At 37.3% G+C, this 12975-nt stretch carries 15 protein-coding genes; 13 read left to right on the forward strand and 2 right to left on the reverse strand.

The window, feature by feature from the left end:
* Window positions 1–3: 3 nt before the first annotated feature.
* Window positions 4–219, reverse strand: a complete 216-nt coding sequence (locus ACLIJJ_RS24615) for a sigma factor G inhibitor Gin (RefSeq protein ID WP_282581411.1) — start codon at window positions 217–219, stop codon at window positions 4–6.
* 177 nt (window positions 220–396) lie between these two features.
* On the opposite strand from ACLIJJ_RS24615, the gene ACLIJJ_RS24620 reads away from it, so the two are divergent.
* The 10 genes from ACLIJJ_RS24620 to rsmI all read left to right on the forward strand — a co-directional run bounded on the left by ACLIJJ_RS24620 (window position 397) and on the right by rsmI (window position 7661).
* The gene (locus ACLIJJ_RS24620) at window positions 397–1830 is read left to right on the forward strand and encodes an aminotransferase class I/II-fold pyridoxal phosphate-dependent enzyme (protein ID WP_233318838.1); all 1434 of its coding nucleotides are present in this window, start codon (window positions 397–399) and stop codon (window positions 1828–1830) included.
* A 10-nt stretch (window positions 1831–1840) separates the two neighbouring features.
* Window positions 1841–2479: a dTMP kinase gene (gene tmk / locus ACLIJJ_RS24625; protein WP_233318829.1), complete on the forward strand. Its 639-nt coding sequence runs from the start codon at window positions 1841–1843 to the stop codon at window positions 2477–2479.
* Window positions 2480–2584: 105 nt separating this feature from the next.
* Window positions 2585–2914, forward strand: a complete 330-nt coding sequence (locus ACLIJJ_RS24630) for a cyclic di-AMP receptor DarA (protein WP_127742579.1) — start codon at window positions 2585–2587, stop codon at window positions 2912–2914.
* Window positions 2915–2998: 84 nt separating this feature from the next.
* Window positions 2999–3436 (forward strand): YaaR family protein, encoded by a 438-nt coding sequence (locus tag ACLIJJ_RS24635; RefSeq protein WP_233318827.1) that lies wholly within the window; start codon window positions 2999–3001, stop codon window positions 3434–3436.
* Window positions 3437–3449: 13 nt separating this feature from the next.
* A complete protein-coding gene (gene holB / locus ACLIJJ_RS24640) occupies window positions 3450–4457 on the forward strand; it encodes a DNA polymerase III subunit delta' (RefSeq protein ID WP_233318825.1) in 1008 nt (335 codons plus the stop codon).
* Window positions 4450–5277 carry a competence/sporulation regulator complex protein RicT gene (gene ricT, locus ACLIJJ_RS24645; protein ID WP_233318824.1) on the forward strand — a complete coding sequence of 276 codons (828 nt, stop codon included), beginning with the start codon at window positions 4450–4452 and terminating at the stop codon, window positions 5275–5277. The genes holB and ricT overlap by 8 nt, the downstream gene beginning before the upstream one ends.
* Before the next feature lie 12 nt (window positions 5278–5289).
* Window positions 5290–5667: a DNA replication initiation control protein YabA gene (gene yabA / locus ACLIJJ_RS24650; RefSeq protein ID WP_233318822.1), complete on the forward strand. Its 378-nt coding sequence runs from the start codon at window positions 5290–5292 to the stop codon at window positions 5665–5667.
* A 132-nt stretch (window positions 5668–5799) separates the two neighbouring features.
* Window positions 5800–6543: a tRNA1(Val) (adenine(37)-N6)-methyltransferase gene (locus ACLIJJ_RS24655; protein ID WP_233318819.1), complete on the forward strand. Its 744-nt coding sequence runs from the start codon at window positions 5800–5802 to the stop codon at window positions 6541–6543.
* The gene (locus ACLIJJ_RS24660) at window positions 6530–6817 is read left to right on the forward strand and encodes a GIY-YIG nuclease family protein (protein WP_233318817.1); all 288 of its coding nucleotides are present in this window, start codon (window positions 6530–6532) and stop codon (window positions 6815–6817) included. The genes ACLIJJ_RS24655 and ACLIJJ_RS24660 overlap by 14 nt, the downstream gene beginning before the upstream one ends.
* Window positions 6795–7661 carry a 16S rRNA (cytidine(1402)-2'-O)-methyltransferase gene (gene rsmI / locus ACLIJJ_RS24665; protein WP_233318836.1) on the forward strand — a complete coding sequence of 289 codons (867 nt, stop codon included), beginning with the start codon at window positions 6795–6797 and terminating at the stop codon, window positions 7659–7661. The genes ACLIJJ_RS24660 and rsmI overlap by 23 nt, the downstream gene beginning before the upstream one ends.
* Before the next feature lie 45 nt (window positions 7662–7706).
* Here the strand turns inward: rsmI and abrB are convergent, their stop codons facing one another.
* Entirely contained in the window at window positions 7707–7991 is a 285-nt protein-coding gene (gene abrB / locus ACLIJJ_RS24670) for a transition state genes transcriptional regulator AbrB (protein ID WP_233318815.1), read from the reverse strand.
* Between the two features lie 560 nt (window positions 7992–8551).
* Here abrB and metG point away from each other — a divergent pair.
* From metG to ACLIJJ_RS24685, 3 genes are all read left to right on the forward strand, one after another.
* The gene (gene metG / locus ACLIJJ_RS24675; protein ID WP_411411842.1) at window positions 8552–10546 is read left to right on the forward strand and encodes a methionine--tRNA ligase; all 1995 of its coding nucleotides are present in this window, start codon (window positions 8552–8554) and stop codon (window positions 10544–10546) included.
* A gap of 138 nt (window positions 10547–10684) precedes the next feature.
* Window positions 10685–11452, forward strand: coding sequence for a TatD family hydrolase (locus ACLIJJ_RS24680; protein WP_233318811.1), 768 nt, complete (start codon window positions 10685–10687; stop codon window positions 11450–11452).
* 238 nt (window positions 11453–11690) lie between these two features.
* Entirely contained in the window at window positions 11691–12878 is a 1188-nt protein-coding gene (locus ACLIJJ_RS24685) for a resuscitation-promoting factor (protein WP_233318834.1), read from the forward strand.
* The last annotated feature ends 97 nt before the right edge of the window (window positions 12879–12975 follow it).

Consider the following 12975-nt stretch of genomic DNA (forward strand, 5'->3'; position numbering starts at 1 on the left):
TTATTAAGCTTGGCGCCTTTGCATGGCATAATGAGCATCTTTTAACTTATGAATAAAAAATTTATATTTTGTATCACTTGTTTTCGTATTCAACATTTCATGTTCACATTCAGTACAAATCAGTGACTGATACAGATGTATACCTGTTATTTTTTGCTGATCGCAAAATAAACATTTCTCCACATAAGGCTGGATGATTTTCTGCGAATTTATACTCACTGGCTCCACCTCCCTAAAAACAGTCTTGCCAATAATAAATACATGCATACAAAATTCAGATAATTTTAAATTTACCTTTACTTTAAAATAGGTGGCTAAAACACGCATTTTATTCATAGTCAGGCAATGGTACAATAAAATAGAGTTAAAAGGAAATGAGGAAGAACAGTGCATGAAATGACGCCTTTATATAATAGATTGGAAGAGTTTATTCAGAATAAACCTATTTCTTTTCATGTCCCAGGGCATAAAAATGGTTCTTTAATGGACAAACATAACTTGTTAAAGAATGCATGGAACTTTGATGTAACAGAGCTTAACGGGCTAGATGACTTGCATTCAGCAAGTGGGGTAATATTGGAGGCAGAGAAACTGCTAGCAGCTTTATATAACACAAAAAAAAGCTTTTTTTTGGTTAATGGCTCAACAGTAGGCAATTTAGCTATGATTATGTCTGCTGTGAATGAAGGAGACCAAATCCTTGTACAAAGGAACAGTCATAAATCTATTATGAATGGCATTAAACTCACAAAGGCAAAACCTATTCTGCTTAATCCGAGCTATGATTTAGAGTGGAAAGTAGAAGGGACTGTTTCATGTGAAACAATTTTAGAAGCAATAAAAAAATATCCGAGTGCAAAGGTCCTTATTCTCACCTCACCCAATTATTATGGAATGATTGGAGAGTTAGGAAGAATAATTGAAATAGCTCACAAGCATGGGGTAACAGTATTAGTAGACGAGGCTCATGGAGCCCATTTTGCTGGCTCAGCTCACTTTCCTCCGTCTGCTGTAGAATTAGGCGCGGACATAGTTGTCCAATCTGCACATAAAACACTACCTGCATTAACGATGGGTTCATATCTCCATTTCAACTCAGAACGGGTTTCTTTAAATAAACTGCAAATGTATTTAAGCATCCTTCAGTCAAGTAGCCCATCTTATTTAATTATGGCATCCCTTGATTTGGCGAGAAGTTATTTGGGTACTTATAAGGAAGAAGACTTTATATACTTATTAGAAAAGCTTCAAAAGTTTAAAGCTGAATTGTCAACATTAAGTCAACTGAAAGTAATGAATTATGGAAACAAAGCTGGTGACCCTCTAAAATTAACTATTCAAAGCAGATGTAAGTTAACAGGTTTTGAACTTCAAGAGAAGTTTGAGGAAGCTGGAGTCTATTGTGAAATGGCTGATTTACATAATGTCTTGCTTGTATTGCCTTTGCTGAAGAACAAGATGTCATATCCTTTTGAAGATGCTTTTGAGAAAATTAAGAAGGCTGTAAGTCCATATAAGGCGTTGAATTTGCCAGTGGAGGAAGATAAAGGTGCAGCTATAAATCTATATACTAATATAGTAGAATTAAAGATAAATGAATTGGAGCAACCTAAGTACTCTAAACACGAAATTTTATTAGAAGATTCAATAGACAAAATTAACGCAGATTCTATTATCCCTTATCCACCAGGTGTACCATTGCTGATGCCGGGAGAAGTAATTACTGGTAAACATATTGAAACATTAAAGGTGCTTGTAGCTAATGGCTGTAAGTTTCAAGGGAATTCATCTATATATGAAGGCAGAATTGCAGTTTTTATAAAGAAGTAAGGAGAATAACATGACAAGAGGTATTTTTATAACAATGGAAGGGCCAGAGGGCGCCGGAAAAACAACCATTTTAGAGATGCTGTATAAACACTACAAAGACAAAGGCATCAAGATTGTAAAGACAAGAGAGCCTGGAGGAATTAGGATTGCCGAAAAAATCCGCGAGATTATATTAAACCCTGACCATACAGAGATGGATGGAAGGACAGAGGCGTTATTATATGCTGCTGCTAGAAGACAGCATTTAGTTGAAAAGGTTATACCAGCATTAGCAGAAGGTAGTATTGTTCTTTCTGACCGCTTCATAGACAGTTCTCTTGCTTATCAGGGTTATGCCAGGGGGATAGGCATAGAAGAAATATGGAAGATAAATGAGTTTGCCATTGGCGGTGTAATGCCTGATTTAACCCTGTATTTTGACCTTGATCCAGAACTAGGGCTAGCAAGAATAAATAAATCAAATGAACGGGAAATAAATAGGCTTGATCTAGAGCAATTGGATTTCCATAAGCGTGTCCAAGCAGGATATTACAAAGTTATTGAGAAGTTTCCTGAAAGGCTGCATAAACTAGAAGCTTCACAAAGCATAGAGGATGTATTTGAACAAGCTCAACAAGCCATTAATCAGGTATTGAACAGAAACAGGTAAAGTGAGCTTTCATTTTTCCATTTATATATGCCTGTTTAATTATTTATTGTTATAATAGGAAAAAGCAGTAATTCTGGTAAAACTATAATAAAGGGGTTGGATAAAATGAAGTTAATTTTAACAGTAATCCAAGATAAAGACAGTGCTAAGTTATTGAATGCCCTTGTAGAACATAACTTTAGAGCTACTAAATTAGCTAGTACCGGGGGATTTTTGAAATCTGGGAATACAACCTTTATGATAGGGACAGAAGATATACGCGTGGAAAAAGCTTTGCAAATAATAAAAGAAAACTGCCAATCACGTGATCAGTTAGTTGCCCCTGTTTCACCTATGGGAGGAAATGCTGATTCGTATGTACCGTATCCTGTTGAGGTGGAGGTAGGTGGAGCAACTGTATTCGTGCTGCCTGTTGAACAGTTCAAGCAATTCTAAGGCTTAAGAATATGGTTGGAACTTAAATATATTACCTCTATATATAAAGGATTTTTTTAATGATGCTTTTATCGGAGGAAAAAAATGAAAATAAATAAAGACATTCGTGTGAGTACAGATGCTACTAAGCAAGAGATAAAAAGCGGACAAGTGGAAACGAAATTTAGGGAGCTTGTCACAAGGCAGAGTGAAAAGCTTCAATCTGGTCAACTGCAAACATTGATAAAGAGTATAGATGATACTGGCAACAGATTGGGCAGGTCACAAAATCTTAAGGATTTAAACAAGTTCAAATCGCTGGTCAAGCAGTTTGTAAAGGAAGCAGTAGATTACGGCATCGGATTGAAAAAAGATAAATCATGGGATCACTTCGGACAAGGCCGAGATTTGAGTGTTGTTCAGGTTGTGGATGAAAAGCTTGTCGAGCTTACTGAAGAAGTGATGAGTAAAGAAAAAAACAGCCTGAACATTTTAGGGAAAATAGGAGAAATTAAAGGCCTATTAATTAATATATATATGTAAGAGAGTGATCGTGTTGATAAAAACATGGGAACAGCTTGAACAGGAGCAGCCAATTGTTCTAAGAATGGTCCGAAACAGTCTGAAAAAGGACCGACTTGCACATGCTTATCTGTTTGAAGGAATGAGAGGAACTGGCAAAAAGGAAGTCAGCCAAATTCTTACGAAAAGCATACTTTGTACAAGGTTAATAGACGGTTATAAGCCTTGTGAGGAATGCTCTAATTGCAAACGAATAAATAACAGCAACCATCCGGACGTACATATTGTCGAACCGGATGGTTTGTCCATAAAGAAAAACCAGATTCAAAGCCTGCAGGAGGAGTTCTCCAAAACAGGGGTAGAATCAAAACAGAAGATTTATGTAATTGTACATGCTGATAAAATGACTACGAATGCAGCAAACAGTCTGCTGAAATTCCTGGAAGAACCACATGCAGAAACTACAGCAATCCTTTTGACTGAACAAATACATCAGATTCTCCCAACCATTTTATCGAGGTGCCAAGTCTTATCCTTTACTCCTCTTTCCCCAATAAAAATGCAGGAGCAGCTTATAGCAAATGGAATGAAAGCAAGTGGAGCGCCATTAATTGCGCAGATCACTAATGATTATGATGAAGCGTTTCGACTAAGTTCTGATGAATGGTTTGTACAAGCGCAAAAAATAGTGGTAAAATTGTATATGACTCTTAAAGGAAATCCTTTAGAAGCATTAGTTGCCCTTCAAAGAGAGTGGTTTGTTCATTTCAAAGAGAAAGATCAGTATGATAGGGGATTGGATTTACTGTTGCTGCTGTTTAAGGATTTATTATATATTCAACTAGGCAAGCAGGAGCAAATAGTCTATATAAATGATCGGCAACAGTTAGAAGAGCTTGCGCTTAAATCATCATCCCAAATGCTGACAGAGCAAATGACGTCCATCTTTGAAGCTAAACGAAAGCTGCAGGGTAATATGAATCCACAGTTATTGATGGAACAGCTTGTATTGAAGCTGCAGGAGGGATCTTCAGTTGTATAATGTTGTAGGAATCCGCTTTAAAAAAGCTGGAAAAATATATTACTTTGATCCGAATGATATGGATATCCAAAAAGGGGATTTCGTAATCGTAGAGACAGTGCGTGGAGTGGAATATGGAAAAGTTGTCATTGCTCCCAAGCAGGTTGACGAAAATGATGTAGTCTTACCTCTTAAAAAGGTACTCCGAGTCGCGGATCAGAAAGACCAATTAATTGTAGAGGAAAACCGGATTGCGGCAAAAGAAGCATATGAAGTTTGTTGTGAGAAGGTCAATCTGCATGAGTTAGATATGAAGCTTGTAGATGTAGAATATACATTTGATCGCAATAAAGTAATTTTTTATTTTACCGCAGACGGCAGAGTCGATTTTCGTGAACTCGTAAAGGATCTAGCTTCGATTTTTAGGACTAGAATTGAGCTGCGCCAGATTGGTGTTCGCGATGAGGCAAAAATGCTGGGCGGCATCGGTCCATGTGGTAGAATGCTTTGCTGTTCAACATTTTTAGGCGATTTTGAGCCAGTATCAATTAAAATGGCTAAAGACCAAAATCTTTCCCTAAATCCAACCAAAATATCAGGACTTTGCGGCAGACTTATGTGCTGTCTTAAATATGAGAACGATGAATATGAGTCTGCAAAAGAACAGCTTCCAGATTTGGGTGAGTGGATTAATACACCTGATGGAAGAGGTAAAGTAGTAGGTTTAAATATATTAGAACGTGTACTCCAAGTGGAAATTTCTGAACAAGAACGAGTGCTTGAATATACATTAGAAGAAATACTGCAAAAAGATACTGTTTCAGTTCAATCCACGGACTAATGAGGTGGCAGAGTGGATAAAAAAGAAATTTTTGATTCAGTAATTAATATGGAGAGTCAAATCGGCCATTTATATCAGCAATTAGGTGAGCTAAAGCAGCATGTGGCAGAACTGATTGAAGAAAATAATACATTGAAGCTGGAAAACGAAAATTTAAGAAGACATTTGGAGAGCCAGTCACAAAAAGAGAAGGAACAAAAGGAACAGACGAAAAAGAAAAATCGAAAGTCCACCAAGATTTTGGAAGAAAAGAATATGGATATTGGCGAAGGATATGACAATCTAGCGAGGCTTTATCAAGAGGGTTTTCATATTTGTAACCTTCATTTCGGAAGTCCAAGAAAAGATGGAGATTGTTTGTTCTGTCTATCCTTCCTTAATAAAAAATAGGGTGTGTCCTTCTAAATAGGGCACCCTATTTTTTTAGCTGTTAATGATTACAGCAAGATAATTAGAGAATGATTATGATAATATTTGCTTAGGCTAGTATTATGGAATACATATATAGATGGAGGTAACAAATTGGTTCAGCTAGTAGGAGATGAAAGGCTTGATTACTTGTTGGCAGAGAAGCTTAAAATTATTCAAAGTCCAACTGTGTTTTCGTTTTCTTTAGATGCCGTATTATTGGCAAACTTTGCAACTGTTCCTATTGCGAAAGGAAAAATTGTAGATCTTTGCAGTGGAAATGGTGTAATTCCGTTATTTTTAAGTTTGAGAACGAGAGGCTCTATAATAGGAGTGGAAATTCAGGAACGGTTATATGATATGGCTTGCAGAAGTGTTGCCTATAATAACTTAGAAGAAAAAATAAAGATGGTAAATGGTGATATTAAAGAAGCTCCTGCGCAGCTTGGGTTTGAAAAATATGATGCTGTTACTTGCAACCCTCCGTATTTCCAAACAGATTCTGTTGATGAAAGGAATACAAACGAACATTTGGCTATTGCACGACATGAGATTCTTTGCACGCTTGAGGATGCAATTCGAGCTGCAAGTCAGCTTGTTAAGCAGGGAGGAAAGGTTTCATTTGTGCACAGACCAGGAAGACTCCTTGATATTATTACATTAATGAGAGCATATCGACTAGAGCCAAAGCGGATAAGGTTTGTATATCCAAAGGAAGGAAAAGAAGCAAATATCCTGCTAGTCGAGGGAATAAAGGATGGCAAGCCGGACTTGAAAATACTGCCCCCTTTATATGTGTATAAAGGGTTAAATGAGTATACAGAGGAAATGAGCCGAATTTTGTATGGAGACAGCTAATCATTATTTTTATGTCTTACTTTGCAGAGATAATACTTATTATGCTGGATACACAAATAATCTGGAAAAACGCATTAAAACACATAATGAAGGAAAAGGCGCCAAGTATACTAGGGCAAGAAGGCCAGTCCAGTTAATTTATAAGGAAGTTTTTGCAGATAAATCTCAGGCTTTGAAGGCAGAATATGCTTTTAAACAATTGAGCAGGAAAGAAAAAGAGTCTTATATGAGGAAGGAAATTGGTGTTGAACATGTGGCAGCAAAAAAGCTATAAGAATGATAATGGTCTTCTTTATTTAGTCCCTACTCCAATAGGCAACTTGGAAGACATGAGTTTTCGGGCTGTAAGAATTTTGAAAGAAGCAGATGTAATTGCAGCAGAGGATACGAGGAATACAAAGAAACTGTGCAATCATTTTGAAATAACGACCCCAATCGTAAGCTATCATGAACATAATAAAGAAACGAGCGGCCGCAAGCTGATTGAATCATTGCAAGCTGGTAAAACAATAGCCTTAGTCAGCGATGCTGGAATGCCAACCATCGCAGACCCTGGGTATGAGCTTGTAGTGGCAGCAGTAGAAAGCAAGCTTCCCGTCGTTCCACTGCCTGGTGCAAATGCAGCCTTAACTGCTTTAATAGCATCAGGTTTGCCGACACACCCTTTTTATTTCTATGGTTTTCTTAACCGACAAAAAAAAGAGAAGAAAAAGGAGCTAGAGGCGTTAAAGAAAATTTCTGGAACTGTATTGCTATATGAATCTCCTCACAGGTTAAAGGAAACCTTACAGTTGATTAGAGAAATTCTCGGCAACAGAAATATCTCCCTTTGCAGGGAATTAACAAAAATCTTCGAGGAATTTATCAGAGGAACAGTAGATGAAGTTATCGAATGGGCAAATTCAGATGAGATACGAGGCGAATTTTGCATCGTTATTGAAAAGGGAGCTGCAGAAGAGGATCAGGACGAGCAATGGTGGATGAACTTAACAATTGTTGAGCATGTAAATCATTATATTGAAACAGATGGCCTGCAGGCAAAAGAGGCAATTAAGCGTACAGCTGTCGACAGAAGCATGCCAAAGCGGGAAGTATACCAAGAATATCATATAGATTAAAAAAAGCATGGAGCTCATCCCTTGAGCTGCCATGCTTTTTTATTATTACTTAGAAAGTTCAAATGAACTTTTGATTTCATTTATAAGCTGTTCTGCACCTTCACGGCTTAGGATTAGTTTACCGCCTGCTAATGACAGGTTATCATCAGAAACTTCACCAGTAACTTGGCAAGTCATGTTAGGTTTATATTTTTTCAAGATGATTTTTTCATCATCCACATAAATTTCTAAAGCATCTTTCTCAGCAATTCCTAATGTACGTCTTAATTCGATAGGTATTACAACACGACCTAATTCGTCAACTTTACGAACAATTCCAGTAGATTTCATTTCCTTTTCTCCTCCCGATGAACCTTATATATATTTTTTTCGCTAATATTCGACAAATTTCTTTGTTTGTATATATAATACCAGCCATTCCCATATACGTCAATTATTTTATTTTTAAATTGAGATAATTCCAGGAAAAACCTATATTTATAGGTTAAACAGCATATTATATATACTTTTAATACCAAAATAAGTGTATAAATGTAAAATGAATTAAAGCCAAAATAGAGAAATGTATTAAAGAGAATTCGACAAAACTCAACATTTTAATGTCGAATCAGCCATTCATTATAGTGAACAAAAATGAGGAGCAGAGAAGCATGCGGCCAGTTGCAAAAACTTTGGATTTTGGGTATATTTTGATGGTATGTAAGGGCACAATGGCAATGATTAGCTGCCATTTTTTATGGCATTTCTTCATTATGTAAGGAAGTCTACAAATATACCATAAAATTTTCCGATGCAATTATATGTCTTGTAGTTTTAAGATTAGTGTAAGTATTGATACAATAAGAATTATGCATATTACATAGCATTATTGAATTAGGAGGGAAAAAACGTTGAAAGAGCAAGAAACTTTCTATATAACAACCCCAATATATTATCCTAGCGGGAATCTTCATATTGGACATGCATACACAACGGTTGCTGGGGATGCAATGGCTAGATATAAGCGATTAAAGGGCTTTGATGTTCGTTATTTAACTGGGACTGATGAGCATGGCCAAAAAATCCAGCGAAAAGCAGAAGAAGCAGGTATTACGCCTCAACAATATGTAGACGGAATTGTTGCAGGAATAAAAGAACTTTGGGATATGATGGATATCTCATATGATGATTTCATCCGTACGACAGAAAAAAGACATACAGAAGTAGTTAGCAAAATGTTCCAAAAGCTTGTCGATCAAGGTGATATTTACTTGGATGAATATCAAGGATGGTACTCTGTTTCTGATGAAACATATTATACAGAACTTCAGCTTGTAGACCCTGTATATAATGAAAATGGTAAAGTCATCGGCGGAAAAAGTCCTGACAGTGGTCATCCTGTGGAGCTTGTAAAAGAAGAATCCTACTTCTTCCGTATGGGCAAGTATGCAGATCGACTTCTGAAGTTTTATGAAGAGAATCCTGGGTTCATTCAGCCAGAATCACGCAAAAATGAAATGATTAATAACTTTATTAAGCCAGGCCTTGAAGATCTAGCTGTTTCCCGTACAACATTTGACTGGGGAATTAAAGTTCCTGGAGATCCAAAACACGTTGTATATGTTTGGATTGATGCGTTGTCCAATTATATTACAGCACTAGGATATGGTTCAGATAACGATTCACTTTATCAGAAATTCTGGCCTGCAAATGTCCATTTAGTTGGGAAGGAAATCGTACGTTTTCATACAATTTACTGGCCAATCATGCTGATGGCATTAGATTTGCCGCTTCCTAATAAAGTGTTTGCTCATGGTTGGATTTTGATGAAAGACGGAAAGATGTCCAAATCAAAAGGCAATGTTGTTAATCCGGTAACATTAATTGAAAGATATGGACTTGACGCATTGCGTTATTATTTACTTCGTGAAGTGCCATTCGGTTCTGACGGTGTATTCACTCCAGAGGGATTTGTTGAAAGAGTGAATTTTGATTTAGCGAATGATTTAGGAAACCTGTTAAACAGAACAGTTGCTATGATCAACAAGTATTTTGACGGAGTTATTCCTGAATACAAAGGTTCTGAAGGTGGCTTTGAAAAGTCACTAGTAGAAGCTCATCAGGAAACGAAAGCACTGTACGAGAGTCATATGGATAATATGGAGTTTTCGGTTGTGTTAACGAATTTATGGCAGCTTGTCAGCAGAAACAATAAATATATTGATGAAACTCAACCATGGGTATTGGCGAAGGAAGGAAAAACGGATGAGCTTGCAACAGTAATGGTTCATCTAGCTGAATCCTTAAGACGTATTGCTGTCCTTTTAAAACCATTCTTAACAAAAACACCGGATAAGATCTTCCAGCAGCTGAATGTTCAGGAAGAACAGTTAAAAACATGGGCAAGCCTTGACCAGTTCGGTGTAATCCCTGCAGGAACAAAGGTAGAAAAAGGAGAACCTATCTTCCCAAGACTTGATATCGCAGAGGAAGTAGAATACATCAAAAAAGAGATGCAAGGACCTGCTGCTGAAGAGAAGAAGGAATCACAGCCGGCTGAGAAGCAAGAAGTTCCTGAGTCGGAAGAAATTACTATTGATGATTTTATGAAAGTGGATTTACGAGTAGCGCAAGTTCTTCAGGCAGAACCTGTGAAAAAAGCAGACAAGCTGCTGAAGCTTCAACTGGATTTAGGTTATGAGCAAAGACAAGTAGTCTCAGGTATTGCTCAATATTATAAACCAGAGGAATTAGTCGGCAAAAGAGTAATTTGTGTTACAAATTTGAAGCCTGTTAAGCTGAGAGGAGAATTATCTCAAGGTATGATTCTTGCAGGTAGCCAAGATGGTGTTCTAGCACTTGCTTCTGTTGCTGAATCGCTTCCATTAGGCTCAAAAGTTAAATAAAAACTGGTTGAAAAACATAGGAATTGCACTTAAGATGCATATTTCTATGTTTTTCTTTCAAAATAGAGGATATTTAGTCAGCAAGTTGGGGAATAGAAAATAAACATGAATAATTATGGATAAAGAAAGGGTTTCATTATGTTATTTGACACACATACACATTTAAATGCAGAACAATTTAATGACGATTTAGAAGAAGTAATCGGCAGGGCAATGGAAGCTGGAATGGAAAAAATGATCGTAGTCGGCTTTGATCGTCCAACGATTAAAAGGGCCATGGAATTAATCGAGCGGTATGATTTTATATATGCAAGTGTCGGCTGGCATCCTGTTGATGCAATTGACATGACTGAGGAAGATTTAGAATGGATTGAATCATTGGCTAAACATCCAAAAGTTGTAGCAATTGGGGAAATGGGCTTAGATTATCACTGGGATAAATCACCAAAAGATGTCCAAAAGGAAGTATTCAGAAAGCAAATTCACTTGGCAAAAAAAGTGAAGCTTCCAATTGTTATTCATAACAGGGAAGCAACTGCTGATATTGTTGAGATTCTCAAGGAAGAAGGCGCAGCGGAAGTTGGTGGAATTATGCACTGCTATGGAGGAAGTGTCGAGACTGCAAAGGAATGCATCGACATGAATTTTTATATCTCATTAGGTGGGACTGTCACTTTTAAAAACGCTAGAAAGCCGAAGGAAGCAGCAGCAGCAATTCCGTTGGACAAGCTGCTTATTGAGACAGATTGCCCTTACCTTGCGCCAACACCACATCGCGGCAAAAGAAATGAACCAAGCTATGTGAAGCTTGTAGCAGAAGAAATCGCAGCAATAAAAGGAATTAGTTATGAGGAAGTTGCTGCCAAAACAACAGAAAATGCAAAAAAATTATTCGGCATAAAATGATAAGAGATGGTGTCGAATCATTGAAAAGCTTGTCCTAATATTACTTTGTTCTAAGAAGTTCTACATTGCTTCCTTTTCTCATAGAATGTTCATGTCGAGATTTCTTTCTTTCCTTTCATGGAGTTTTTTTGCATAATAGGAGATACGTTCAAAGAATGTAGAAGGGTTGACAGCAGACACGATACTCTATATAATCACTCCGAGAGAAAAGGAGGCGTTTTTCATCGTAATCCAAAACATGAAAAGCCTGTTTTCCAAGTCTTTGAGCAGAAAGAAATGGCCCATTATTATTGCTAGCTTCATAGTTTTTCTAAGTGGTTTAGGATTTGTTGTTTACGAATCAACGAAAAAAACTGTGGCGCTGTCATTAGATGGGAAAGAGAAGGTCATCGAAACGCACTCATCCACTATTCAAGATATATTTGATGAACTTGATATTGCCATACGCTCAGAAGATGAGGTGTTTCCCACGTTAGACACAAGAGTGGCTGACGAGATGGAGGTTGTTTGGAAGCAAGCAAAACAGGTTGAATTGAGCAAAGACGACGAGAAGAAAACGGTATGGACAACAGCAGAAACGGTTAAGGAGTTTCTCGAGGAACAAAAAATCTCTTTGAATGAACACGATAAGATCAATCAAAAGCAGAATAAGCATATAAAGAACAATATGGAGATTGTTGTACATACTGCATTTCCAGTTACACTAGTAGACGCAGGATCGAAAAAAGAACTATGGTCCACTTCGACTACGGTCGCTGACTTTTTAAAACAACAGGAGATATCACTTACGAAATTAGACCGAGTTGAACCAGATCTAAAGGAAGTAGTGAACAAGAAGGACGTTGTAGAAATTACACGTATAGAAAAGGTCACCGATGTAGTGGAACAACCGATTAATTATGCTGTTGTTACCCAAAAGGATGATAGCCTTGAAAAGGGAACAGAAAAGGTACTAAAGGAAGGTAAAAACGGTCTAAAGTCTAAAACCTTCGAAGTTACTTTAGAAAACGGCAAAGAAGTTTCGAGAGAACTGCTTAGTGAAAAAGAAGTTAAGGAAAAACAGGACAAAGTAGTTGCAGTAGGCACAATTGAAGTTACGCAAATTGCTTCCCGCGGTGAAGATGCCAGCGAAGAAGGCACAGAACTTTACGTTAACTCAACAGCTTATACAGCCAGCTGCAATGGATGCTCGGGACATACTGCTACTGGAATTGACCTCAAATCAAATCCGAATGCAAAAGTAATTGCGGTTGACCCAAGTGTTATTCCGTTAGGAACAAAGGTATATGTTGAAGGCTACGGATACGCGGTAGCCGGTGATACAGGCGGTGCTGTGAAAGGTAAGAAAATCGACGTCTTTTTCCCGACGAAGGCAGAAGCCTATCGATGGGGAAATAAACAGGTAAGAATTAAGATTTTGAAGTAACCTTTTTTAAAGCTTCTTACATGCATGTGTTTGTTAGTGTCTGCAAAAACCTAATACACATTGAACATCTACTATTAGCACATCTTTAACAGAGGAG

This window comes from Niallia laureatilytica, from assembly GCF_046613985.1.
GTDB lineage: Bacteria > Bacillota > Bacilli > Bacillales > Cytobacillaceae > Niallia.

Excerpts from the sequence above, each read along its gene's own strand:
- ACLIJJ_RS24685 (WP_233318834.1), top strand. The coding sequence starts at position 11,691 with ATGAAAAGCCTGTTTTCCAAGTCTTTGAGCAGAAAGAAATGGCCCATT.
- ACLIJJ_RS24660 (WP_233318817.1), top strand. The coding sequence starts at position 6,530 with ATGGAGACAGCTAATCATTATTTTTATGTCTTACTTTGCAGAGATAAT.
- rsmI (WP_233318836.1), top strand. The coding sequence starts at position 6,795 with ATGTGGCAGCAAAAAAGCTATAAGAATGATAATGGTCTTCTTTATTTA.
- tmk (WP_233318829.1), top strand. The coding sequence starts at position 1,841 with ATGACAAGAGGTATTTTTATAACAATGGAAGGGCCAGAGGGCGCCGGA.
- ACLIJJ_RS24680 (WP_233318811.1), top strand. The coding sequence starts at position 10,685 with ATGTTATTTGACACACATACACATTTAAATGCAGAACAATTTAATGAC.
- ACLIJJ_RS24630 (WP_127742579.1), top strand. The coding sequence starts at position 2,585 with ATGAAGTTAATTTTAACAGTAATCCAAGATAAAGACAGTGCTAAGTTA.
- ACLIJJ_RS24635 (WP_233318827.1), top strand. The coding sequence starts at position 2,999 with ATGAAAATAAATAAAGACATTCGTGTGAGTACAGATGCTACTAAGCAA.
- abrB (WP_233318815.1), bottom strand. The coding sequence starts at position 7,991 with ATGAAATCTACTGGAATTGTTCGTAAAGTTGACGAATTAGGTCGTGTT.
- ACLIJJ_RS24620 (WP_233318838.1), top strand. The coding sequence starts at position 397 with ATGACGCCTTTATATAATAGATTGGAAGAGTTTATTCAGAATAAACCT.